The sequence below is a fragment of the Actinomadura rugatobispora genome (genome assembly GCF_055379765.1).
In genome coordinates, this window is the sequence record NZ_AP029191.1 from 10,957,229 (window position 1) to 10,979,256 (window position 22,028).

General features: G+C 73.4%; 24 protein-coding genes. 11 read left to right on the forward strand and 13 right to left on the reverse strand.

Annotated elements, in window-relative coordinates; all coding sequences use genetic code 11:
* The first annotated feature begins 3 nt into the window (after positions 1-3).
* A complete protein-coding gene (gene chrA / locus ACZ466_RS49055) occupies positions 4-1,431 on the forward strand; it encodes a chromate efflux transporter (protein WP_378283154.1) in 1,428 nt (475 codons plus the stop codon).
* On the opposite strand, the gene ACZ466_RS49060 is transcribed toward chrA, so the two are convergent.
* Together ACZ466_RS49060 and ACZ466_RS49065 are read right to left on the reverse strand one after the other, a co-directional pair.
* Complete coding sequence (locus ACZ466_RS49060; protein ID WP_378283153.1) at positions 1,421-1,768, reverse strand: hypothetical protein; 348 nt, start codon at positions 1,766-1,768, stop codon at positions 1,421-1,423. The genes chrA and ACZ466_RS49060 overlap by 11 nt on opposite strands.
* A gap of 69 nt (positions 1,769-1,837) precedes the next feature.
* The gene (locus tag ACZ466_RS49065; RefSeq protein WP_378283152.1) at positions 1,838-2,083 is read right to left on the reverse strand and encodes an MBL fold metallo-hydrolase; all 246 of its coding nucleotides are present in this window, start codon (positions 2,081-2,083) and stop codon (positions 1,838-1,840) included.
* 113 nt (positions 2,084-2,196) lie between these two features.
* On the opposite strand from ACZ466_RS49065, the gene ACZ466_RS49070 reads away from it, so the two are divergent.
* Both ACZ466_RS49070 and ACZ466_RS49075 read left to right on the forward strand, forming a co-directional pair.
* Complete coding sequence (locus ACZ466_RS49070) at positions 2,197-2,886, forward strand: type 1 glutamine amidotransferase domain-containing protein (protein ID WP_378283151.1); 690 nt, start codon at positions 2,197-2,199, stop codon at positions 2,884-2,886.
* Between the two features lie 569 nt (positions 2,887-3,455).
* On the forward strand, positions 3,456-4,898 hold the full coding sequence (locus tag ACZ466_RS49075) for an MFS transporter (protein ID WP_378283150.1): 1,443 nt from the start codon (positions 3,456-3,458) through the stop codon (positions 4,896-4,898).
* On the opposite strand, the gene ACZ466_RS49080 is transcribed toward ACZ466_RS49075, so the two are convergent.
* The 3 genes from ACZ466_RS49080 to ACZ466_RS49090 all read right to left on the reverse strand — a co-directional run bounded on the left by ACZ466_RS49080 (position 4,874) and on the right by ACZ466_RS49090 (position 7,450).
* Positions 4,874-5,497 (reverse strand): YigZ family protein, encoded by a 624-nt coding sequence (locus tag ACZ466_RS49080; protein WP_378283149.1) that lies wholly within the window; start codon positions 5,495-5,497, stop codon positions 4,874-4,876. The two genes, ACZ466_RS49075 and ACZ466_RS49080, sit on opposite strands and share 25 nt — an antisense overlap.
* A gap of 39 nt (positions 5,498-5,536) precedes the next feature.
* Entirely contained in the window at positions 5,537-6,373 is an 837-nt protein-coding gene (locus ACZ466_RS49085; RefSeq protein WP_464042076.1) for a DUF3152 domain-containing protein, read from the reverse strand.
* 279 nt (positions 6,374-6,652) lie between these two features.
* Complete coding sequence (locus ACZ466_RS49090; RefSeq protein WP_378287236.1) at positions 6,653-7,450, reverse strand: HAD-IIA family hydrolase; 798 nt, start codon at positions 7,448-7,450, stop codon at positions 6,653-6,655.
* A gap of 134 nt (positions 7,451-7,584) precedes the next feature.
* Between ACZ466_RS49090 and ACZ466_RS49095 the strand changes: the two genes are divergently transcribed.
* Together ACZ466_RS49095 and ACZ466_RS49100 are read left to right on the forward strand one after the other, a co-directional pair.
* Positions 7,585-9,282 (forward strand): class I adenylate-forming enzyme family protein, encoded by a 1,698-nt coding sequence (locus ACZ466_RS49095; RefSeq protein WP_378287237.1) that lies wholly within the window; start codon positions 7,585-7,587, stop codon positions 9,280-9,282.
* Positions 9,283-9,353: 71 nt separating this feature from the next.
* The gene (locus ACZ466_RS49100; protein ID WP_378287238.1) at positions 9,354-9,785 is read left to right on the forward strand and encodes a RidA family protein; all 432 of its coding nucleotides are present in this window, start codon (positions 9,354-9,356) and stop codon (positions 9,783-9,785) included.
* A gap of 153 nt (positions 9,786-9,938) precedes the next feature.
* Here the strand turns inward: ACZ466_RS49100 and ACZ466_RS49105 are convergent, their stop codons facing one another.
* From ACZ466_RS49105 to ACZ466_RS49115, 3 genes are all read right to left on the reverse strand, one after another.
* Entirely contained in the window at positions 9,939-10,514 is a 576-nt protein-coding gene (locus ACZ466_RS49105) for a TerD family protein (RefSeq protein ID WP_378287239.1), read from the reverse strand.
* A gap of 238 nt (positions 10,515-10,752) precedes the next feature.
* Complete coding sequence (locus ACZ466_RS49110) at positions 10,753-12,588, reverse strand: acyl-CoA dehydrogenase (RefSeq protein WP_378287240.1); 1,836 nt, start codon at positions 12,586-12,588, stop codon at positions 10,753-10,755.
* A 50-nt stretch (positions 12,589-12,638) separates the two neighbouring features.
* Positions 12,639-13,715: an ACP S-malonyltransferase gene (locus ACZ466_RS49115; RefSeq protein ID WP_378287241.1), complete on the reverse strand. Its 1,077-nt coding sequence runs from the start codon at positions 13,713-13,715 to the stop codon at positions 12,639-12,641.
* A 207-nt stretch (positions 13,716-13,922) separates the two neighbouring features.
* Between ACZ466_RS49115 and ACZ466_RS49120 the strand changes: the two genes are divergently transcribed.
* The 4 genes from ACZ466_RS49120 (at position 13,923) to ACZ466_RS49135 (ending at position 17,077) form a co-directional block, all read left to right on the forward strand.
* The gene (locus tag ACZ466_RS49120) at positions 13,923-14,957 is read left to right on the forward strand and encodes a 3-oxoacyl-ACP synthase III family protein (RefSeq protein ID WP_378287242.1); all 1,035 of its coding nucleotides are present in this window, start codon (positions 13,923-13,925) and stop codon (positions 14,955-14,957) included.
* 92 nt (positions 14,958-15,049) lie between these two features.
* Entirely contained in the window at positions 15,050-15,490 is a 441-nt protein-coding gene (locus ACZ466_RS49125; protein ID WP_378287243.1) for a helix-turn-helix transcriptional regulator, read from the forward strand.
* A 10-nt stretch (positions 15,491-15,500) separates the two neighbouring features.
* Complete coding sequence (locus tag ACZ466_RS49130; RefSeq protein ID WP_378287244.1) at positions 15,501-15,911, forward strand: VOC family protein; 411 nt, start codon at positions 15,501-15,503, stop codon at positions 15,909-15,911.
* Positions 15,912-16,060: 149 nt separating this feature from the next.
* Entirely contained in the window at positions 16,061-17,077 is a 1,017-nt protein-coding gene (locus ACZ466_RS49135) for an SgcJ/EcaC family oxidoreductase (protein ID WP_378287245.1), read from the forward strand.
* A 24-nt stretch (positions 17,078-17,101) separates the two neighbouring features.
* Here the strand turns inward: ACZ466_RS49135 and ACZ466_RS49140 are convergent, their stop codons facing one another.
* Positions 17,102-17,677: a TetR/AcrR family transcriptional regulator gene (locus tag ACZ466_RS49140; RefSeq protein WP_378287246.1), complete on the reverse strand. Its 576-nt coding sequence runs from the start codon at positions 17,675-17,677 to the stop codon at positions 17,102-17,104.
* Between the two features lie 70 nt (positions 17,678-17,747).
* On the opposite strand from ACZ466_RS49140, the gene ACZ466_RS49145 reads away from it, so the two are divergent.
* Entirely contained in the window at positions 17,748-18,245 is a 498-nt protein-coding gene (locus ACZ466_RS49145; protein WP_378287247.1) for an FBP domain-containing protein, read from the forward strand.
* Positions 18,246-18,277: 32 nt separating this feature from the next.
* Here the strand turns inward: ACZ466_RS49145 and ACZ466_RS49150 are convergent, their stop codons facing one another.
* The 4 genes from ACZ466_RS49150 to ACZ466_RS49165 all read right to left on the reverse strand — a co-directional run bounded on the left by ACZ466_RS49150 (position 18,278) and on the right by ACZ466_RS49165 (position 21,371).
* Complete coding sequence (locus ACZ466_RS49150) at positions 18,278-18,748, reverse strand: hypothetical protein (protein ID WP_378287248.1); 471 nt, start codon at positions 18,746-18,748, stop codon at positions 18,278-18,280.
* Positions 18,749-18,759: 11 nt separating this feature from the next.
* Positions 18,760-20,127 carry an aromatic ring-hydroxylating oxygenase subunit alpha gene (locus tag ACZ466_RS49155; protein ID WP_378287249.1) on the reverse strand — a complete coding sequence of 456 codons (1,368 nt, stop codon included), beginning with the start codon at positions 20,125-20,127 and terminating at the stop codon, positions 18,760-18,762.
* A 184-nt stretch (positions 20,128-20,311) separates the two neighbouring features.
* Positions 20,312-20,863: a TetR/AcrR family transcriptional regulator gene (locus ACZ466_RS49160; RefSeq protein WP_464044060.1), complete on the reverse strand. Its 552-nt coding sequence runs from the start codon at positions 20,861-20,863 to the stop codon at positions 20,312-20,314.
* A gap of 265 nt (positions 20,864-21,128) precedes the next feature.
* Entirely contained in the window at positions 21,129-21,371 is a 243-nt protein-coding gene (locus tag ACZ466_RS49165; RefSeq protein ID WP_464042083.1) for a hypothetical protein, read from the reverse strand.
* A gap of 75 nt (positions 21,372-21,446) precedes the next feature.
* Here ACZ466_RS49165 and ACZ466_RS49170 point away from each other — a divergent pair, with 75 nt between their 5' ends.
* On the forward strand, positions 21,447-22,025 hold the full coding sequence (locus ACZ466_RS49170) for a helix-turn-helix domain-containing protein (protein ID WP_378287252.1): 579 nt from the start codon (positions 21,447-21,449) through the stop codon (positions 22,023-22,025).
* Positions 22,026-22,028: the final 3 nt, after the last annotated feature.

Consider the following 22,028-nt stretch of genomic DNA (forward strand, 5'->3'; position numbering starts at 1 on the left):
CCCGTGACCCAAGCCGACCCCGACCAGCGCCAGGCCGCCGAGCCCGCACACACGCCCGACACCGCCCCAGCCGATCCGCGGCACGCCCATACGCCACGCGATGTGGTGCCCTTGCGCCAAGCGGTGCGGACCTGGTTCGCCATCTCCCTGCAGACCTTCGGCGGACCCGCCGGGCAGATCGCGGTCATGCAGCGCGCCCTCGTCGAGGAGAAACGCTGGATCGGCCAGCAGCGCTTCAACCACGCCCTGTCCTACTGCATGCTGCTACCCGGCCCCGAGGCCCAGCAACTGGCCGTCTACATCGGCTGGCTGCTCAACGGCACCCGCGGCGGCCTGGTCGCCGGCACCCTGTTCGTGCTGCCCGGCGTGCTCGCCCTGCTCGCGCTCTCGGCGATCTACGTCGGCTGGGGGACGGCCGCCGTGGTCACCGGGCTGTTCGCCGGGCTGGCCCCGGCCGTCCTGGCCATCGTCGCCCAAGCCGTCATCCGGGTCGGCCGCCGCTCCCTCACCCACCCCGCACTGATCGCCCTGGCCGTCACCGCGTTCGCCGCACTCGCGGCCTTCGCCGTGCCGTTCCCGGTCGTCATCGCCGCCGCCGCGGCGGCCGGATGGCTGCTGGCACGCCTGCGCCCGCACGCCTTCACCACCGGGACGCGGCACGGCGACGGTGGTCCCGAACCGCTGATCTCCGACGACACCCTGCACCACGAACCGCCCGGCCTGCGCCGCGGGGCCAAGGTGCTGGCCGCCGGGCTCCTTCTGTGGGGAGTGCCGCTGGCCGCCGTCGCCGCCCTCACCGGCACCGGCAGCGTCTTCACCGACCAGGGCCTGTTCTTCTCCGGCACCGCCCTGGTCACCTTCGGCGGCGCCTACGCCGTCCTGTCCTACGTCGCCCAGCAGGCCGTGACCACCTACGGATGGCTCAACCCCGGCGAGATGGTCCGCGGCCTCGCCCTCGCCGAGACCACCCCCGGACCGCTCATCATGGTCGTGCAGTTCGTGGCGTTCGTCGGCGCCTACCGCGCCCCCGGCGACCTGGACCCCTGGGCCGCCGCCCTGCTCGGCGCGCTCCTGACCACCTGGGTCACCTTCGTCCCCTGCTTCATCTTCATCTTCCTGGGCGCCCCCTACGTCGAACGGCTGCGCGGCAACGCCGCCATCTCCGCCGCCCTGACCGGCATCACCGCCGCCGTCGTCGGCGTCATCGCCAACCTCGCCGTCTACTTCGCCACCCACACCCTCTTCCGCGACACCCGCACCACCGACCGGGGCCCCGTCCACCTCCTGGTACCCGATCCCGCCACCTGGCGGCCCACCGCCCTGGCCATCACCCTGGCCGCCCTCGCCATGATCTTCCTGCTCCGCTGGAGCGTCCTGCGCACCCTCGGCGCCTGCGCCGCCCTCGGCCTGGCCGCCACCCTCATCTGGTGACCCACCTGACGCGACTTCTCGTACCGACGCCGTTCGCGGCGGAGCCGTCACCGGGTGAACTGAAGAAGTTCTCGCGGTGGCCGACGCCGCCGCTGGAGCGGTTTCGGTCGCGCAGTGCCGTCCAGGCTCCGTGGTCGGCCAGGCGGAGCAGCGCGGAACGACAGGCCTCGTCGAACGCGGTCTCCAACCCGGCTCGTCCCTCGGGGAAATGCGTCCATCCGTCGTAGTGGGCCGGGACGACGACACTGACCCCGAGCACCGTGACGGCGGCCGCGGCCCCGCGGCCGACCATCGACACCGGGCGCTTGCGGAACTTGCCCGTGACGCGGGCTGCCACGGCGCGCTGGGCAGGTCCTGGCCGGACACGACGAACCCGGTGACCTCGCAGTTGATGTTGCTGTCGGCGTCACGCTCGCCGTCCTCGGGCCCGTGCACGGCCGGGACCGCCAGAGACGCGCCCGGGCGAAGGCGCGTCCCCGGCGTCGAGGTTGTCGGGATGCGCGTCGTGGCTGACCAGCACGACGCCGACCGGCCCCAGCCGGTTCTCGGGCACTGCCGGGCCGAGCGTCTTGCCGAGGTAGCCGTGGGGGCCGGGGTCGTCGAAGGTCGGATCGGTGACGATACGCGGCCCGCCGATGTCGGCCCCCAACACCGTCGCGGCGCAATCCCGCCGCTCCAGCTCCCGCCCGCAGCCAGCACAGACATAACTCCAAGTAATCAAGGTATGACTTGAAGCGACAATGCGAGAGGAAGGCGGGCTTTTCGATGGCGAAGCTGCTGTTCGTGATGACCGGCACGGCGTACTGGACGCTCAAGGACGGCACCAGGTGGGCCACCGGCTACTGGGCCGAAGAGTTCGCGGCCCCTTACAAGGCGCTCACGCAGGCCGGCCACCAGATCGAGGTCGCCACTCCCGGGGGAGTCGTCCCGAACGTGGACATGATGAGCCTGCGGCCGGAGATGGCCGGCAACGCGCAGACCGCCCTGGACCTGGAGGCGACCATCCGCTCCGCGGAGGAGATGCGGCGGCCGATCAAGCTCGCGGACGCCCGCCTGGAGGACTACGACGCCGTCTACTTGCCGGGCGGGCACGGCCCCATGGAGGATCTGTCCGCCGACGCCGACGCCGGCCGGCTGCTGACCGCGGCGCTGGCCTCCGGCAAGCCCCTGGCGATCGTCTGCCACGCACCGGCCGCGATGCTGGCGACCAGGGTCCGCGGCGAGTCGCCGTTCGCCGGCTACCGGGTCAGCGCCTTCACCAACGAGGAGGAGAACGCGCTCGATCTCGGCCCCAGGGCCCCCTGGCTGCTGGAGGACGCACTCGTCGACCTAGGCGTCGACTTCACCAAGGGCGAACCCTGGAAGCCCTACACCGTCGTCGACCGCAACCTGTACACCGGGCAGAACCCCGCCTCGGCGTCCGTCCTGGCCGAACGGTTTCTCAAGGTCCTTTGAAGCCTGACGGCCCACCGTTCGCGTCCGCGCCGCAGCCCTGCGAGAGCGCCGTCACGGTGTGTTCTCCTACATGAGCTGCTGTCCTTTCGACACCCGGCCGGTGACCGCGCCGACACGCTCACCACGATCGCCAGGCAGATGACCGACGGCACACGTGCCCGACACCGTCCGGTCCGACCTGGCCGCCGAGGCCGCCGTGAACGACGACGCCTGGCCTCGGGGGTCACTGCACCAACGACACGGCTCCGATAGGGCCGGTGCGTCCGGCGCCGAACGCGGCCACCGCACCGTTGCCATTCCTCGCTGGAGAAGCTCCTGCACCCAGGAACGCAGGCTGGTCTCAACCTGATCGGCGACCGCGGCAACACGGGAATGTGGTCGAGCATCTGGTTCCGCCGCGCCGCGCTGGACCTGGGCGTGCGCGCGCCCGCTCCAAGGGGATCGGGATCAACGCCGACCGCCCCCGCCTGTCCGCGGCTTGAATCTGACACTGATGTCAGCTTCTACCCTCGCGGCGTGACGGACGCGCCCCCCGCGCGGACCGCCGACCGACCCGCCGCGAGGAACCCATGCCCGGCTCACCGACGCCCGCACGCCCCGGATGGACACTGGCCCTGCTGGCCTTCGCCCAGTTCATCATCGCCATCGACTACAACATCGTCTACGTCGCCCTGCCCGACATCGGGCAGGAGTTGCACTTCCCCGGCCACACCCTCCAGTGGGTGGTCAGCGCCTACGCCATCACCCTGGGCGGCTTCATGCTGCTGGGCGGACGGGCCGCCGACCTGCTGGGACGGCGCCGCATGTTCGTCCTGGCCCTGCTGCTGTACGCGGTGTCCTCACTGGTCGGCGGGCTCGCCCAGACCCCCGCCCTCCTGGTCGCCGTGCGCGCCGTGCAGGGACTGGGCGCCGCGCTGCTGTTCCCCGCCACCCTGGCCCTGGTCGGCACCCTGTTCGCAGAGGGCCCCGAACGCAACCGCGCCATGGCCGTCTGGGCCGCCATGGGCGGCAGCGGCCTGGCCGCCGGGGCGCTGCTGGGCGGCGTCCTCACCGACGCATTCGGCTGGGAGTCGACCTTCTACATCTTCGTCGTGCTGGCCCTGGCCGCCCTCGCCGCCGCGTTCGCGCTGCTGCCGCCCGACGAGGCCCACGGCGAGGAGCGGCCGCGGCGCTTCGACCTGCCCGGCGCGCTGACCGCGACCGCCGGGATCACCCTGCTGGTCCTGGCCTTGGCCCAGGGCCCCGCCTGGGGATGGACCTCCGCGCCCGTCCTGGCCGCCACCGGCGCGGGCCTGGCCCTGCTGGCGTCCTTCGCGGTCATCGAGGCCCGCGGCCGCGACCCGCTCATGCCGCCGCGCATGTTCGCCAACCCCAGCCTGGTCGCCGCCATGGCCATCACCGCGGTGTTCGGCGCGGGACTGGGCGCCCACTACTACCTGCTCACCGTCTACCTGCAGGACGTCCTGCGCTACGACCCCCTGCGCGCGGGACTGGCCTACCTGCCCCTCACCCTGCTCAACATCGCCGGCACCAAGGCCGCCGAACGCCTCATCGCCCGCACCGGCATGCGCACCGCCCTGGCCGCCGGGCTGCTCACCGGAACCGCGGGACTGGCCCTGCTCGGCCTGACCCTCTCCCCCGGCGCGCCCTTCACCGCCGTCCTGCCCGCGATCATGGTGACCGGCCTGGGCATGGGCATCGTCTGGACCTGCATGTGGATCGCCGCCGGCACCGGCGTCGCCCCCGGCCGCCAGGGCGTCGCCTCCGGCATGGCCTCGGTCACCCACCAGACCGGGCTGGCCGTCGGCACCGCCCTCATGGTCGCCGTGTCCGCCGCCGGAACGGCCGGGTTCGACGGCGACGCCCTGCGCGGCGAACTCACCGAGGGCCTCGGCACCGCCTACCACCTGGCCGCCGCCGTGACCCTGGCCGGCGTCCTGGTCGCCGGCCTCGCCCTCGGCCGCCGCTCCCCCGCCCGCGCGGCCCGTCAGGGGACCGGGACCTCGACATGACCCAGCGCGCCACGGCGGGTCCGGGCACGCCCCGCCGTCACCTCCGCCACCCACGCCTCGAACGCCGCCGCCTCCGCCACCTCGACCGCCACGTCCAGCTCCACCTCGCCGGCGTAGCGCACATCGGACGGCACCCGGCCCGCACCGTGCAGATCCCCCAGCAACCGGCCCGCCACCGCGTGCTCCACCCGCACCGTCACCGTCACCACCGGCCGCAGCTCCACCACGCCCACCGCGTCCACCGCCGCCGACACCGCCTGCCCGTAGGCGCGCACCAGCCCGCCCGCGCCCAGCTTCACCCCGCCGAAATACCGCGTCACCACCGCCACCACGCCCGTCAGCCCCCGCCGGACCAGCACCTCCAGCATCGGGACCCCCGCCGTCCCCGCCGGCTCCCCGTCATCGCTGCTCTTGGTGATCTCCCCGTGCTCGCCCACCACGTAGGCCGTGCAGTTGTGCGTCGCGTCGCGGTGGGCCCGGCGATGATCGGCGATGAACCGCGCCGCCGCGCCCTCGTCGGGGACGCGCGCCAGCGTGCAGACGAACCGGGACCTGCGGACCTCCAGCTCGTGGGAGCCCGCCCTCTTGATCATGCGCATGGTGTGGCCCCGAGTCTAGGCCCCCGGGCGACGGCGCGGTCAGCCCCGCGGGAACGGCCAGGGATTGGCCCGGCACCCGTACAGCGACATGGTCTGCTGCACCATCACCGGCGCCGCCCGCCCCGGCCCCGGGCACCCCCGGTGCCCGTGCCCCAGCGCGTGCCCCACCTCATGATTGATCAGATACTCCCGGTACCCGGCCAGATCACCGCCGTAGGGCGCCGCGCCCAGCCCCCAGCGCCGCGCGTTGATCACCGCGCGCCCCCCGTTGTGGCACGACAGCCACCCGTGCGTGCGCGCCGGCAGGCACATCCGGTCGGTCAGCGCCGGGCTCGACAGCGACACCGTGAACCGCACCGGCCCCCGCGCCACCCGCGCGAACCTGAGCCGGCCGCCCCTGCCCCACCCGCGCGGATCGTTCAGCACCCGGTGCACCTCGGCCGCGAACCGCCCCGAACGGAACGGCAGCCCCCGCTCCACCTCCACCGCGTACGGCACCAGCATGCCCGTGCCGGCCGGCGGCGCCGCGGCCACCGGCACCATCCAGTACCGGCCCGTGGCCGCCCGCGGCACCAGCACCCGCGGCGGCTGCGCCCGCCCGTTGACCACCACCGGCCCCCGCGCCGCCGCCGGCCCGCCCTCGGACCCGGCCGCCGGCCGGCCCGCACGCCCGTCGCGCTCGGCGCCGGTCGCCGAGGCGGTGCGGTCCGGCCCCCCGGCCGACCACACCGCCAGCCCGGCACCCACCGCCACGCACGCCGCGCACACCCCGGCCGTCCACCACCACCGCGGCCCGGCACCGCGCCGCCGCGGCCCCCGCCGCCCGGGGCCCCGCGGGCCCTCGAGGGCGCTCGCCCGCTCCTGGAGTCGATGCATGCCGCGCCGCCCTCAGACGGCCGGCCCGTCCGCGCCCCGCCCCCTGCGGCGGCGCGCCACACCCCCGACCGCACCGATGCACGCACCGGAACCGGTGCCGATGCCCAAGCTTTCGTCCATGCCCGCCCCCCGAAGCGACGCACCCCGAAAAACCCATGATCAACACGAAGCGTAACGGGAAATGCGGCGCGGGTGACGTACCGCGACATCGGCGTGCCGCGCCGGACACGTTCGGACGTGCCGGACGCCCGGGGCGGGACGGCCACGACGAGGGGCGGGTCAGGGGTCGGAACGTTCCCCGATCATGGGCAGGACGTCGGCGATCGAGGGCAGCACGTGCGAGGGCCGGAACGGGAACCGCTCGACCTCCTCCTTGCGCGTCACCCCGCTCAGCACCAGGATCGTCTCCAGCCCGGCCTCCACGCCCGCGACCACGTCGGTGTCCATCCGGTCGCCCACCATCGCCGTGGACTCGCTGTGCCCCTCCACCCGGTTCAGCGCGGTCCGCATCATCAGCGGATTGGGCTTGCCGACGAAGTAGGGATCCACCCCGGTCGCCTTGGTGATCATCGCCGCGACCGCGCCGCACGCCGGCAGCGACCCCTCGGTGGACGGCCCGATCGGATCGGGGTTGGTCGCGATGAACCGCGCGCCCCGCTCGATCAGCCGGATCGCCCGGGTGATCTGCGAGAAGCTGTAGGTGCGGGTCTCCCCGAGCACCACGTAGTCGGGCTCGATGTCGGTCAGCACGTACCCTGCCTCGTGCAGCGCCGTGGTCAGCCCCGCCTCACCGATCACATACGCCGACCCCTCCGGCCGCTGGTCGGCCAGGAACTGCGCGGTCGCCAGCGCCGAGGTCCAGATCGCCTCCGCCGGCACCATCAGCCCCATCGAGGCCAGCCGCGCCGACAGGTCGCGCCGGGTGTAGATGGAGTTGTTGGTCAAAACCAGGAAGCGTCTGCCCGACTCGGTCAGCCGCCGGATGAACTCGTCGGCCCCCGGGATCGGGTGGCCCTCGTGCACCAGGACGCCGTCCATGTCCGACAGCCAGCACTCGATCGGCCTGCGTTCGGTCATGCGCCCATTCTCGCAGCCCCGCACCCCCTCCACGACCACGCGCGCGGCCGGCGGCACCGTTGACCGGCCCGCCGAACCGGTCGTACATTCACCCCAGATCGGCCGAATGTTGTTCGGTGAGCGGAGGTGGCGCGATGAACGGCGCGGTGACGACCATCGCCGAGGCCCGGGCGGCGCTGACCGCGCCCGGGCGGCTCTTCGAGATGGACGAGATCGACATCCGCGGCGCCCGCACCCGCGTGTGGAAGCACGCCCCCACCGACCTGCGCCAGATCCTGGACCTCTCGCGCGCCCACGGCGACGCCGACTTCCTGGTCTACCGCGACGACCGCCTCACCTTCGCCGACCACCACGCCCGCGCCGCCGCCTTCGCCCACCTGCTCATCGACCGCCACGGCATCGCCAAGGGCGACCGCGTCGCCATCGCCATGCGCAACTACCCCGAATGGTCGGTCGCCTTCTTCGGCGCCGCCCTCGCCGGCGCCGTCGTCGTCCCCCTCAACGCCTGGTGGAGCGCCGCCGAACTCGAATACGGCCTCACCGACAGCGGCGCCAAGCTCCTGGTCGCCGACGCCCAGCGCGCCGAACGCCTCGCCCAGGCCCTGCCCCGGCTCGCGCTGCCCACCCTTGTCGCCCGCGCCGAGGGCCCCCTCCCCGCCGGAACGCACTCCTTCGAGGACGCCCTGGGCGCCGTCGACCCCGCCACCGCGCCGCCCGAGGTCCCCCTCGACCCCGAGGACGACGCCACGATCTTCTACACCTCCGGCACCACCGGCCGCCCCAAAGGCGCACTGGGCACCCACCGCAACATCGCCACCAACCCCTTCAGCCTCGCCTACGGCCTGGCCTCGGCCGGGGTGCGCGCCGGCGGCGCACCCGACCGGCCCCCGGCGCCATCCCGCCGCGTCACCCTGCTCAGCGTCCCCTTCTTCCACGCCACCGGCTGCCACTCGGCCCTGGTCAGCAGCGCCCTGCAGGGCGGCACCGTCGTCCTGATGTACAAGTGGGACGTCCGCGAGGCGCTGCGGCTCATCCAGCGCGAGGGCGTCACCGGCTTCGGCGGCGTCCCCACCATGGCCTGGCAGGTCCTCACCTCGCCCGACTTCGACGACTACGACACCTCCAGCCTCACCGGCGTCAGCTTCGGCGGCGCCCCCGCCCCGCCCACCCTCGTCGACAAGATCAGGCAGCGGCTGCCCGAGCGGACCCCCGGCAACGGCTACGGGCTCACCGAGACCTCCTCGGTCACCACCTACAACGGCGGCGTCAACTACCTGGAACGCCCCGACAGCGTCGGCCCGCCCGTCGCCGTCTGCGACGTCAGGATCGCCGGACCCGACGGCGCCGAACTGCCCGGCGGCGAGGTCGGCGAACTGCTCATCCGCGGCCCCAACGTCATCAAGGGCTACTGGGGCCTCCCGGAGGAGACCGCCCGCGCCTTCGCCGGCGGCTGGTTCCACAGCGGCGACCTGGCCCGCCTGGACGAGGACGGCTTCGTCTACATCGTCGACCGCGCCAAGGACATGCTCATCCGCGGCGGCGAGAACATCTACTGCGCCGAGGTCGAGGCCGCCCTCTACGAGCACCCCGCCGTCGCCGACTGCGGCGTCATCGGGGTCCCCCACGACGCCCTGGGCGAGGAGGTCGGCGCCGTGGTGCGGCTGCGCCCCGGCACCACCCTCACCACCGCCGAGCTGCGCGCCTTCCTGACCGGGCGGATCGCCCCGTTCAAGATCCCCGAGCATGTCTGGTTCCGCGAGGAGGAACTGCCCCGCAACCCCGGCGGCAAGCTGCTGAAGACCCGGCTGCGCGCCGAGCTCCTCGCCACCTGACCGGCCACCTGACCGGCCACCCGACCGGCCACCCGGCCGCCGGCCGCGCCCGGGCCGCTAGCGTGGATCATGTGAGCGACAGCGAGACCCGCCCCGGCCCCCACATCCGCCGGCTCGCCCCAGGCGGGCTGGCCCCCGGCCCCGGATACAGCCACGTCATCTCCGTCGACGCGCCCGGCCGCCTGGTCGTCGTCAGCGGCCAGGTGCCCCTGGACGCCTCCGGCGCCCTGGTCGGGCCCGGCGACCTGGCCGCCCAGGCCCGCCAGGTCTTCACCAACCTGGCCACCGCGCTGCACGCCGCCGGAGCCGGCTGGGAACACGTGATCAAACTCGGCTACTTCGTCCGCGACGCCGGCCAGGTCGCCACCGTCCGCGCCGTCCGCGACGAGTTCCTGCCCGCCGGAACCGCCCCCGCCAGCACCCTCGTGCAGGTCTCCGCCCTCTTCCGCGACGACCTGCTCATCGAGGTCGAGGCCCTGGCCGCCGTCCCCTTCAGCACCTGACCCCTCCGCCCGCCGACGGCAGGGCGGCAGGCGGCAGGCGCGCACACGACAAAGGAGGGCGCCGGGCCGTCCGGCCCGGCGCCCTCCTGGTCGCGGTCACACGCCCGCGCGCACCCGCACGGGACGACGGCACCCGTCCCGGGGACCCCGATCTCAGACGTTGACGCCGAAGTCCGAGGCGATCCCCGACAGGCCCGAGGCATAGCCCTGACCGACCGCGCGGAACTTCCACTCCGCGCCGTGCCGGTACAGCTCGCCGAACACCATCGCGGTCTCGGTGGAGGCGTCCTCCGACAGGTCGTAGCGCGCGATCTCGTTGTTGTCGGCCTGGTTGACGATCCGGATGAAGGCGTTGCGGACCTGGCCGAAGCTCTGCTGCCGGTTGTCGGCGTCGTAGATCGACACCGGGAACACGATCTTGGCGACCTCCGCCGGCACCGAGGCCAGGTTCACCTTGAGCTGCTCGTCGTCGCCCTCGCCCTCACCGGTCAGGTTGTCACCGGTGTGCTCCACCGAGCCGTCGGGGCTCTTGAGGTTGTTGAAGAAGATGAAGTGCTTGTCCGACAGGACCTTGTTCTCCTGCGAGCACACCAGGGCGCTGGCGTCCAGGTCGAAGTCGCTGCCGGTCGTGGTCCGCACGTCCCAGCCCAGACCCACCACGACCGCGGTCAGTCCGGGAGCCTCCTTCGTCAACGAGACGTTGCCGCCCTTGCTCAGACTGACTCCCACTGTGCTACCTCCGTATCGACTCCGCGCGGGCGCCTGTCACCCGTACGGTCTGTAACGAGAACGGTAGTCAACCGGTACCGGTTCCCACCGCCGCTTCCGCTACTCGGCGGCGGCAAATGCCGCCTCACCACACCGTAGGGGAACATCCCCCGCACCCGCAGGCCCTCCACGCCGCGCGAAACCCCCGGCAGGCCCCGGCAGGCCCCGCCCGGTGGGGCCTGCCGCGGCGGGGGCCGGGTCACATGCCCGGCACGAACGAGGTCGGCGCGGTGATCTCGGCGGGCAGTTCGAACGCCTCCGCCAGCTCCGCCGCCCGCGGCGCCAGCACGTCCCCCACCTCGCCCCGCAGCGCCCACACCCGCTCCAGCGACCCCGGCGCCAGCACCCCCTCGTCCAGCAGCTGCCCCGCACGCCGGTCCATCCACCCCAGCGCGTAGAAGCGCAGCAGCGCCCGCAGCGGCTCGGGCGCCTGCTCCCACACCCCCGCCAGCGTCTCCAGCACCATCCGGTCCGCGCACGCGGTCGCGGTACGCGCCGCCAGCACCAGGTTGCCGTTCCAGGCATCGAAACCGTCCAGGCCCGCCGCCCGCGCCGCGCCCACGCGATCCGCCAGCCGGGCCCCCATCCGCGCCTCGCACGCGCGCGCCATCCGCAGCCACTCGCCCGGCGACAGCAGATCACCGCCCCCCGCCGGCGCGGCCTCCACCGGCGGCGGCTCGTAGCGGTCCCCGGCGGCCATCGCCCGCGCAGTGTCGAACAGGATCAGCTGGTTGTCGCCGCCGGCGTTCAGGTACGCGTGCGCCAGCCCCCGGTAGGCGTTGAGGCGGTCGGTGGCGGTGAACCCCGGCGCCCCGCAGTGCACCCGGCACAGCGACACCGTCTCCTGCGCCTCCACCGTCGCCGCCGCCTTCAGCAGCGCCAGGTCCCGGTCGACCGCCGACCACGGGGCCCACGCCGTCGACGGACCGCCCGCACCCGGATCCGGGCCTGGCGCCGGTGCCCCGCCGCCGCTGGAGGTGCCGGCCGCCTTCACCCGCCCGGCCACCGCGGTCAGCGTGTACGCCGAGGCCAGCGACCCCAGCACCGCGTCACGCTGGTTGCGGTAGTCGGTCAGCGGACGCAGCGGCGCCAGCCGCCCCAGCGTGACCCGGCCCGCCGAATGCGCCAGCAGGATCCCCGCCGACGCCCGCGTGATCGCCGCCGACACCGAGATCACCGCCCGCCACACCGCCGGGGCGATCCCCATCGACCGCGTCAGCCGCTGCGCCGCGCCGCCCACCGGATCGTGGAAGGAGCCGTCGGCGCCGATCCGCGCGCCATCGCGCAGCCACGCCCGGTGGGGCACCCGCAGCCCCCGCAGCCGCACCGCCGCGTAGTCCACCTGCAGACCGGTGGTGTCGGGCGCCTCGACGATCTCCACCCCCTCCGCCGGCGCCCCGTCCGGCCCGCGCAACGCCACCACGAACACGAACACCCCGCGCTCGCGCCCGCCCTGCACGAGCGTGGCGTACACCGCGGCGGTCTTGGGGACGCGCGGATGCGCGGTGCTGGTGGGGAACTTGGCCGCCTGCGCGTCCGGGGAGTCCAGCACGAACCCGCCGGTCGCCGGGTCGTGCCGCGCGATCGTGCGGGGCGACAGGTGGCTGTTGCTGCGGCCCAGCTCGGTCATCAGCAGCGCCCCGAACGAGGACATCGACTCCAGCCCCGCCCGCTCGGCGCCCACACCGCCGTCGCCGTCGTTGTCGGTGCCGAAGCGCAGGATCGGGCCCAGCACCAGCGTGTAGTGCAGCAGCATCACGTGGAACAGTGCCGGATCGGCGATCGCGGCACGTTCTAGCAGCGCGCACAGCGCGGGCGGATCGGCCAGCAGCTCGGCGGCCGGCGGCGCGCTCAGCCCCGCCGCCCGAAGCCGCCGGTAGGTCAGCGCCTGCTGCTCGCGCGGCGTCAGCCCGTCAGGGTGGACGAAGAACTCTCCCGGGACCGCCCGGGCGACCCGCTCGCGCATCTCCTCGCTCAGGGACGGGCCGCGCACGAAACGCAGCAGATCGGGATCGGGCCGGGGATCGGTGCCCATCACGCGCTCCTGTCGCGGTCGGGGGGACTGCCAGAGAGGTCAGCGAGGGGTCAGGGAGCCGTCGGCGCGGGGACCCGCTCCTGCCGGGGGCCCGGACGGGAGCGGCGGCTGTCGGGCAGGGGCACCAGCGTCCGCGCGTCCGGCACGCACGCCCGCGCGCACTGGCACAGCGCGTCCCCCGCGCCCGCCTCCACGAACACCCGCGCGCCCGCCGCGTGCACCTCCCGCAGCACCCCTGGCAGCCGCACCGGTTTGACGATGCAGTCGGCCAGCGCCCGGTGCAGGTCGTCGGAGTCGCGGTAGGCGCGGCCGCGGACCGGGGAGTGCACCGGCATCCGCAGCGGCCCCTGCGGGAACGCCCGGATGATCTCGTACCACTGCGCGTCCGCGCCCGCCATCGCCGGATGGTGCGCCAGGTAGGGGACCGCCAGCCGCACCGGCCGCGCCCCCGCGCCGCGCGCGAAGGCCAGCACCTTCTCCAGCGGCCCCTCCGGGCCGCTGACCACCGTCACCGACGGCGCGTTCACGCAGGCCACCACGACCTCCGCGCCGGCCCCCGCACCCTCGATCAGCACCCGGGCGCGGTCCTCGCCGGCCAGCAGCAGCCCCATCCCGCCGCCCGCGCCGGCCCGGCCCAGCACCCCTACCAGGCTGAGGGCCATCCGCGCGCCCTCGGCCACCCCGAACGCCCCCGCGCTCACCAGCGCCGCGATCTCCCCGAAGCTCTGCCCCACGGCGAACGCGGGCACCGCGCCCGCCGCCCGCAGCGCCCGGTCCACCGCCACCGAGGCGGTGTAGGCGGCCAGTTGCGGCACTCCCGCGACCGTGGACGCGGCCGCGTACCGGTCCGGGTCGGTCCACAGGATCTCCCGCATGGAAGGCCACCGCGCCGACGCGCCCGGGGCCCCCTCGGGGACCTCCGCTCCCTCGGCCAGGGCCTGTCGGGCGGCCGTGTCGACCGCGTCCAGGACCTCCTCGACGGCGCTTGCCGCGGCGGGATGGGCGGCCGGCAGGGCGCGCAGGTCGGGCGGACCGGCCGAGCCGGTTCCCGGGAACAGCAGGGCGCACGGGCCACCCGCCCCCGCCTCTCGCACCCACCCGGAAGGAACCTCGTCAGAAGCGGACATGGGGGGTTCTCCTTACCAACGGGCAAGAAACTCCTGGCTTCGTGGATAAAGTGCGCTTGGTATGCCGACATGGAAAAAAACTATTGAAATGGGATTATTCACGCAAGGGATCGGACTGACAACCGTGCGCGAGCGGTCGGCCCGCTCCCCGCGCCATCGGCCCAGGTCAGGGACCGGTGGATGGGATCGAGGCGAGGAGGGCGCGGCATGCCCGTCAGGTCACGAGGGGAACGGCAGGAACACCGGCACCGGCACTGGGCGATCCGCGGGACCGGATCCTTCCTGCCCGAAAAGCGCGTCTCCAGCGAGGACCTCTCCCGCGCGCTGGGCCTGGCCCCCGCCTGGATCGAACGGCGCACCGGCATCCGCCACCGGCACGTGGCCTCCGCCGACCAGGCGGCCTCCGACCTGGCCGCGGCCGCGGCCCTGCGCGCCCTGGAGGCCGGCGGCCTGGAACCGCGGGACATCGGCCTGATCGTCGTCGGCACCTCCACCCCCGACGAGCTCGGCCCCTCCACCGCCTGCCGCGTCCAGGCCCTGCTGGGCGCGCCGAACGCCGCCGCCTTCGACGTCGCCGCCGCCTGCTCGGGGTTCGTCTACGGGCTGCAGGCCGCCCTGGGCTGGCTGACGCTGCAGCGCGGCTCGTCCCCCTACGCCCTGGTCATCGGCGTCGAGGTCTACTCCCGCTTCCTGGACGAGCACGACCGCGCCACCAGCGCGCTGTTCGGGGACGGCGCCGCGGCCGCCGTCGTGGGACCCGTCCCCGCCCCCTACGGCATCGGCCCCGTCACCCTGGGCTCGGACGGCTCGCGCGCCGGCGACGTGCTCATCCCCGCCGGCGGCAGCCGGCTCCCCGCCGGGCCCGCCACCCTCGCCTCCCGCGGCCACACCATCCACATGGACGCCACCGCCGTGCGGGACTTCATCACCGAGATCCTCCCCCGCCTGGTGGAGGAGGCCACCCGCGACGCCGGCCTCAAACCCGCCGACCTGGCACTGGTCGTCCCCCACCAGCCCAACCCCCGCCTGGTGACCTCCCTGGCCGACCGGGCCGGGCTGGAGCCCGGCCAGATGGTCATCGCCGGGCACGAGGTCGGCAACATCGGCGCCGCCAGCCTCCCCTACGCCCTCGACCGCGCCGTGCGCACCCGCGGCATAGCGCCCGGCGAACTGGTCCTGCTCGCCGGGTTCGGCGCCGGGCTGACCTGGGGCCACACCCTCATCACCTGGCCGCCCGCCTGACACCGCACGCGAACCGCCCGAGCCCCGGGGCCACCCCCGCCGGACCCGTACCCGCAGGTCAGCGTGCTTCGCGGAGCCGATACGCTGCCCTCATGACCCCGCAAGAGCTCGCCGACCTCGCGCACCTGCGGCGGGCGCGCGACCTGATCGACCGGGAGTACGCGCGTCCGCTCGACGTGCCCACGATGGCCCGCCACGCGCTCATGTCCCCGGCGCACTTCTCGCGGCGGTTCCGGGCGGCCTACGGCGAGACGCCCTACAGCTACCTCATGACCCGCCGCATCGAGCGGGCCATGGCGCTGCTGCGCGCGGGCATGAGCGTGACCGACGCGTGCATGGCGGTCGGCTGCACCTCGCTCGGCTCCTTCAGCACGCGGTTCACCGAGATCGTGGGGGAGACTCCCAGCGCCTACCGCGCCCGCGAGCACAGCGCCGTGACGGCGATGCCGCCCTGCGTGGCCAAGGCGCGCACCCGGCCGACCAGGGACTCTACGAGCAGGATCGGAGAAGCGGCCCGCCGCCCCGCCGCCTAGCGTTGGTCCTATGACCATCGCACTCCAGTACTGCCACATCACCGTCAACGACGTGGACCAGGCGCTCGCCTTCTACGGCGACGCGCTCGACCTCGAAGTACGCAACGACGTCGCCTCCGACGGCTTCCGCTGGGTCACCCTCGGCAGCCCCACCCAGCCGGGCCTGGAGATCGTGCTGTCCGAGCCCCACGCGGGCCGGTCCCAGGCCGACGGCGACGCCCTGCAGGAACTGCTGACCAAGGGCGTCCTGCCCATGACCGTCTTCCGCACCGACGACCTCGACGCCACCTTCGAGAAGGTGCGGGGATCGGGCGCCGAAGTACTGCAGGAGCCCATCGACCAGCCCTGGGGCCCGCGCGACTGCGCCTTCCGCGACCCCTCCGGCAACATGGTGCGCATCACGCAGGAGCCCAAGGCCTAGCCCGCCCGGAGACCGCACCCGGAGACCGCACCCGGAGACGGCCGCCGGAGCCGCGTCCGAGGTCCCCGCCCGCGAACATGCCTGCAGAGTTATATTCCTGCTAGGTTATGTGAAGAGGTGATCGCGCCGAGGAAGGGCAGGACCAGGACATGGACGACGCGACCAACGGCACATCCGGATCCGGGGACCAGGGGCCCGCGCCCGACGGCACCGCCACCGTGCGGGAGGGGCGCGCGCTGCTGCGCTTCGAGCGCCGCCTGAGCCACCCCGCCGAGCGGGTCTGGCGGGCCCTGACCGACCCCGGCGAGATCTCCGCCTGGCTGGCCGAGGCGCAGCTGGAACCGCGCGTGGGCAGCCGCTTCCAGCTGCGCTGGCTCAACGCCGGCGACCAGGAGCCCGCCGTCGCCCGCGGCACCGTCACCGCCTTCGACCCGCCCCGCCTGCTGGAACTGGACTCCGACATCCACGGCACGCTGCGCTGGGAGCTGGTCCCGCTGCCCGGTCCCCCGCCGGCCACCCTGCTGGTGTTCACCAGCGACCTGGAGGCGCCCGAGGAGTTCATCCCGCAGACCCTGGCGGGCTGGCACGTCCACCTGGACTACCTGGAGAAGGCCCTGGAGGGCGCCCGCGTCGACTGGCCCAACTGGACCACCGACCGCTGGCAGGTCCACCACGACCGCTACGCCGAGAGCCTGGGCGCCCTGGAGGCCGTGCGGGACCTGTACCGGCGCGTCCTGGAGGGCTGGAACGCCCGCGACGCCCAGGCCTTCGCCGCCCCCTTCCGCCAGGACGGCTTCACCGTCGGCTTCGACGGCACCGTGCACGCCGGGCGCGCCGCCATCGCCGAGCAGATCGGCGCGACCTTCGCCGACCACGCCACCGGCTCCTACGTCGGCAAGATCCAGGACGTGCGGCTGGTCGGGCCCGGCGCGGCCGTGCTGCGCGCCGTCGCGGGCATGGTCCCGCCCGGAGGGGACGACCTGCGCCCCGACCTCAACTCCGTCCAGACCATCACCGCCGCCCAGACCATGGGCGTGTGGCGGGTGGCGGTGTTCCACAACACCCCCGCCCAGTTCCACGGGCGCCCCCACCTCGCCCAGGCCCTCACCGAGGAACTGCGCGAAACCCTGCGCGCCCGGCGGCCCCACCAGCCCGCGCGCAACTGACCCGGGGGCGGGTCAGGGGGCGGGTCAGGACGCGGGCCAGCCGGACAGGGCCGCATGCAGGACGTCCAGGATCCGCGACCACGAGGCGTCCTCGTCGCGCACCGCGGCCGAGTGCGCGAAGGACCCCGCCGTCTCCAGGCTCACGAACCCGTGGAAGGTGCTGCCCAGCAGGCGGATCGCGTCGATCTGGTCGGACTCGGGGATCGGGTAGCCGCGCAGGATCGCGCGGCTGAGCTCCACGTGCCGCGCGCCCGCGCTGGCCGCCGCGGTCTCCGGGTCGAGCCGGAAGCGGGTGGCGGCGTAGCGTCCCGGATGCCTCCGGGCATAGTCCCGGTAGGCGTTGGCGAAGGCCACCAGGGCCTCCTTGCCCGAACGCCCGGCCAGGGCCTCGCCCGCCTCGCCGGCCAGCTCGTCCAGCGCGAACAGCGCCACCTTGGCCCGCAGGTCCCGCATGTTCCGGATGTGGGAGTAGAGACTGCCCTCCTTGACCCCGAAGCTGCGCGCCAGCGCCGTGACCGTGACGTTGTCGAAGCCGATCTCGTCGGCAAGGTCCGCCGCCACCCGGGTCAGGCGTTCGACGGTCACCCCCGCGCGTGCCATCGACCATCCCCTCAAAGCTAAATCGTTTAGGAATTTGCATAATAACCACAGCCTGGCTAGCCTCGCCCCCATGAAGGCAATCACCGAGGGTGACATCCGCGCATCCTTCGTCAACTGCTCCAAGGGGGAGGCCAGACGGCTCGGCCTGCCACGAGACCTCGCCGACCTGTCATGGGACGACCTGGACTTCCTCGGCTGGCGCGACCCCGGCGCCCCCGAACGCGCCTACCTGGTCGCCGAACGCGACGCCCGGCCGATCGGGATCGCGCTGCGGGCGACCTCCGGCGGCGGGCGCGGCTTCACCGCGCGCAGCATGTGCTCGCTGTGCCTGACCACGCGCACCGGCGGCGGGGTGGCGCTGATGACCGCGCGCCGCACCGGCGAGGCCGGCCGCCAGGGCAACACCGTCGGCCAGTACGTGTGCGGCGACCTGCACTGCTCGCTGTTCCTGCGGGGCCGCAAGGAGTCGGTGGCCGGGCGGGACCTGGAGGAGACCCTCACCCTGGAGGAGAAGGTCGCCCGCCTGCACGCCAACCTGGACGCCTTCCTGGAGAAGATCACCAGGTGAGGGCGCGCGGACGGCTCACCGCGTGATCCGGCTCACCGCGTGAGGTCGATGCCCTCGTAGCCCTTGAGCATCTCCGGCGGGGGCGGCGCCATCTGCAGGTAGACGTCGATGTGCCGGATCTTGCCGGTGCCGTCGAACTCATAGACCGACACCGAGTTGGCGACACTCTCGTGGCCGCCGACGGTACTGCGCTCCTCCAGTTCGAGGAAGATCCGGTCCGGAGTCTCGGTGATGCGCCTGAACAGGCAGGCCCACTCGGCGGAGGGCGCCCAGCCCGTCAGGAAGCCGACGTACTCCTCCCAGGTCATCACCTCCTTGAAGGTGCCGACGCGCTCGAACTCCTCGACCGCCACCAGCGCGGCGAGCGGCGCCCAGTCCCCGGCGGTGAAACCCGGCCGCTTGGCGCCGTCGACGATGCGCTTGGTGGTCATGCCGTACTCCAGCACCGTGCGCGCGTTGCCGGTGTGGCCGTCGATGACTTCGCTGATCTGGCGGAGGGCCAACGGTCTGCCTTTCAGGATCGTGCCGCCGCCGCGAGGTGGCGGTCCAGGACGGCATGGAAGTGGGCGAGAACGACCTCCTCCCTGACCAGGGTCAGGTGATCGAGCCGCTCGTTGCGCAGGCCCGCCTGCTGGCGCTGCATCTGCTCGTAGTCCTGCTGGAGGGCGAGGAAGTACTCGTGGCTTCCCGGCTCGGTGACCTCGACCGGTTCGGCCCGGTACTGGTCGGCCAGCCCGCCGGGGAGCCACATGTGGCTGCTGACGTGCCAGACGCACCTGTTGGGGTCGCCGCCGGGGTGCGGCACGGCCATGACGACGTGGCACTCGCCCGCGCGGATCGTCATGAAGAAGTTCGGGAAGAGGGTCCAGCCCTGGTTGTCGCTCATCTGGGCGTCGGTCAGCCCGCTCACGTCCAGGCCCATGCCGGTGAGGGTGTCGCGGGCGGCCCGCTGCAGGATCGTCCGGGCGGTGACGCCCTCACCGAAGGCGAGCCCGCCGTTCGTGTCGCGGTGGGCGGCGACGAGTTCGTCGAACCGGGGCAGGATCATCGGGAGGGACGGGAAGGTCTCCCCGAGCGCCCGGATTCCCTCGACGTGCTGCTCCGGGCCGGAGCCGCCGGCGTTCGCCACGTCGAAGGGGGCGCAGGCCACGCTGTGCCTGCCGAGGAAGCGGTAGCGGCTCCTGGCCGGGTCGATGTCGATCTGGTTGAGCAGCTGCGGGTGCACGCCGGAGACGTGGTAGCCCTCCTGGAAGGCGTCCATGACGACCTTCCAGTTGCACTCCAGGGCCTCACGGACGTCCATCACCGTGGTCATCTCCTCGAGACGGTAGGGCGCCAGGAGCTCGGCGACCTCGTCCCCGAGGTAGTCGGCGAGCGGCTCGGCGCCGGGGTCGGGGTTGAGGAAGATGAAACCGGCGAAGGTCCCGACCGATACCGGCAGCAGCGAGTTGCCGTCCTTGTCGATCGGGCCCTGGAGGTTCTCCCGCAGCACGCCGCGCAGCTTCCCCGCCAGGTCGTAGGACCACAGGTGGTACCGGCACAGGAACCGCTTGGCGTTCCCCCGGCCGCCCTCGCAGATCAGGTTCCCGCGGTGCCGGCAGGCGTTGACGAACCCGCGGATCACGCCGTCCTTGCCGCGGACGAGGATGTAGGACTGGTCGAAGAGCCGGTAGGTCTTCCAGTCACCGGTCCCGGGCAGTTCGCTGACGCGCCCGGCGATCTGCCAGGTCTTCGTCCAGACCAGGTCCCGCTCGCGCTCCTGGAACTCGCGGGAGGTGTAGCGGTCGGTCGGGATGCGCGAGCCGAAATCGTCGGCGCCGATCTCCGCGAGGCTCAACCCCGTGTCGAACCACTCTCCCGGTCGTGCGGCCTGCTGCACCATCTCGACTCCTTTCGGAGGTGCCGATCTCGCCCCGCCAAGAATCAATCAATCGATTAATTAATAATCTGGGTCACATCGGGGCCCGTCAAGGCCCCTCCGGGCATGGATCGGTCCAGTCCGGACGGGGTCCGGGCGTGCGATGAGCGGGGGGCGGGTCAGGACGGCCGGGGCGGAGACGGCCCGGTCAGGTCAGCCTGGTGTAGTCGAAGAGGGTGCCCCGGACGAGGAGTTTCACCGCGCCCATCGTGGCGTGGTAGTCGCCGGGCGAGGCGGCCGCGTGGTCGTACAGGCCGCGCATGAGCGCCAGGATCGCGGCCGCGGCGGTCGCGACGTCCACACCGGGCCCCAGCATGCCCTCCCGGCCGGCCTGCTCGATGATGCCGGCCATCACCTCGTCGAACGAGGAGAAGATCGTGTCGCTCTCCTCGGCGAGGCGCAGGTGCCCCGCGCTCTCCGCCCGGATCGCGCGGTCGAACGCCGCGGCGTACGGGTACTCGCGCATCAGCCGATCGCTCTCGTCGAACACGGCCATCAGCTTGTCCAGGACGCCGTCCGCCCCCTCCGCCGCGGCCGACAGCCGGGGAACGGTGATCGCGGCGATCTCCAGGAACGTCGACTTGATCAGCTCGGACTTGTTGGGGAAGTAGTGGTAGAGGCTGCCGCTGGTCATCCCGGCGATACGGGCGATCTCGCGGATGGTCGCGCGCGAGTAGCCGACCTCGGACACGCACCGCATGGTGGCCGCGATGACGCGCCGCCGAGTCTGCTCGCCCCGGGCGCCCGCCGGTCGTCCCAGAACCGGCTGACCGGTCGACACGGCGCCCCCTCCGAACTCGGCGGACAACTCCCGGACCAGTTTCTCATGTCCGGCGGCCCGCGAACCTCAGCCGTTGGATCGAGGGGGCCTTCAGTGCCGCCCGCGACGGCGGCTTCCCCTTCGCGCACGAAGACGGCGCGGCCGGGCCGGGTCATCTGGGAGGACGCCTCGGGTCCGGGGACGGTCAGGCCGTTCCGGCGGGGCGGCGGTCGGGGTCGGCGTCGGGATCGTTGCTGCCGCGCCCGCAGCCCACCAGCGACGAGCGCGGCCCCGGACGGGACGCCGCCCGCCGCCGCACCGCGGCGCGCCGCACCAGCACGCCGTCGATCCACGCGATCAGCAGGCCGACGGCGCAGATGCCGCCGAAGACCGCCAGTAGATACACCAGGCTCCACACCACCGCGCCCGCCCCCGTTCCCTCCGGCAAAGAGGACGCGCGTGGGGCCGCTTCGGTTGCCGCCCAGGCTTGCACAATCTCCTGTGCACAATTACCTTTGCATGCATGCCGGCACCGGAGGAGATCAGCGACCTGGAGGCGCTCAAGGCCCTGGCGCACCCGCGCCGCCAGGCGATGCTGCAGCACCTGCAGCTGCACGGGCCCGCCACCTCGGCCACCCTGGCCCGCGCCCTGGACCTCAACACCGGCGCCACCAGCTACCACCTGCGCGAACTGGCCCGGCACGGGTTCGTCAAGGACGTCCCCGAGCGCGCCCGCGGCCGCGAGCGCTGGTGGCGCGCCGCCCGCCGCGACCTGCGCTTCCCCCGCCGCTCCGAGCAGGACCCCGCCACCCGCGCCGTCGTCGACGAGATGAACCGGCTGGCCTTCGCCGCCGACCTCGAGCTGTTCGCCCAGGCGCAGCTGAACGCCGACAACGCCACCGGCGGGCAGGAGTGGGACGACGCGCTGCCCTACTCGCGCGGGACCATCCAGGTCACCCCCCAGGAGCTGCGCGAGTTCTTCGAGGACTACATCGCGCTGCTCAACCGCTACAAACGCCCCGAAGGCAGCCTCCCGCCGGGAGCGCGCACGATGCTCACCCGGTTCCTGGCCTTCCCCGCCCCGCCCGCCGAGGACCCCTGAACC

Bases quoted from the DNA above. Each gene is read 5' to 3' on its own strand.
- ACZ466_RS49070 (WP_378283151.1), top strand. From the start codon at position 2,197: ATGGCGAAGCTGCTGTTCGTGATGACCGGCACGGCGTACTGGACGCTC.
- ACZ466_RS49075 (WP_378283150.1), top strand. From the start codon at position 3,456: ATGCCCGGCTCACCGACGCCCGCACGCCCCGGATGGACACTGGCCCTG.
- ACZ466_RS49080 (WP_378283149.1), bottom strand. From the start codon at position 5,497: ATGCGCATGATCAAGAGGGCGGGCTCCCACGAGCTGGAGGTCCGCAGG.
- ACZ466_RS49085 (WP_464042076.1), bottom strand. From the start codon at position 6,373: ATGCATCGACTCCAGGAGCGGGCGAGCGCCCTCGAGGGCCCGCGGGGC.
- ACZ466_RS49090 (WP_378287236.1), bottom strand. From the start codon at position 7,450: ATGACCGAACGCAGGCCGATCGAGTGCTGGCTGTCGGACATGGACGGC.
- ACZ466_RS49095 (WP_378287237.1), top strand. From the start codon at position 7,585: ATGAACGGCGCGGTGACGACCATCGCCGAGGCCCGGGCGGCGCTGACC.
- ACZ466_RS49110 (WP_378287240.1), bottom strand. From the start codon at position 12,588: ATGGGCACCGATCCCCGGCCCGATCCCGATCTGCTGCGTTTCGTGCGC.
- ACZ466_RS49115 (WP_378287241.1), bottom strand. From the start codon at position 13,715: ATGTCCGCTTCTGACGAGGTTCCTTCCGGGTGGGTGCGAGAGGCGGGG.
- ACZ466_RS49120 (WP_378287242.1), top strand. From the start codon at position 13,923: ATGCCCGTCAGGTCACGAGGGGAACGGCAGGAACACCGGCACCGGCAC.
- ACZ466_RS49125 (WP_378287243.1), top strand. From the start codon at position 15,050: ATGACCCCGCAAGAGCTCGCCGACCTCGCGCACCTGCGGCGGGCGCGC.
- ACZ466_RS49130 (WP_378287244.1), top strand. From the start codon at position 15,501: ATGACCATCGCACTCCAGTACTGCCACATCACCGTCAACGACGTGGAC.
- ACZ466_RS49135 (WP_378287245.1), top strand. From the start codon at position 16,061: ATGGACGACGCGACCAACGGCACATCCGGATCCGGGGACCAGGGGCCC.
- ACZ466_RS49140 (WP_378287246.1), bottom strand. From the start codon at position 17,677: ATGGCACGCGCGGGGGTGACCGTCGAACGCCTGACCCGGGTGGCGGCG.
- ACZ466_RS49145 (WP_378287247.1), top strand. From the start codon at position 17,748: ATGAAGGCAATCACCGAGGGTGACATCCGCGCATCCTTCGTCAACTGC.
- ACZ466_RS49155 (WP_378287249.1), bottom strand. From the start codon at position 20,127: ATGGTGCAGCAGGCCGCACGACCGGGAGAGTGGTTCGACACGGGGTTG.
- ACZ466_RS49160 (WP_464044060.1), bottom strand. From the start codon at position 20,863: ATGCGGTGCGTGTCCGAGGTCGGCTACTCGCGCGCGACCATCCGCGAG.
- ACZ466_RS49170 (WP_378287252.1), top strand. From the start codon at position 21,447: ATGCCGGCACCGGAGGAGATCAGCGACCTGGAGGCGCTCAAGGCCCTG.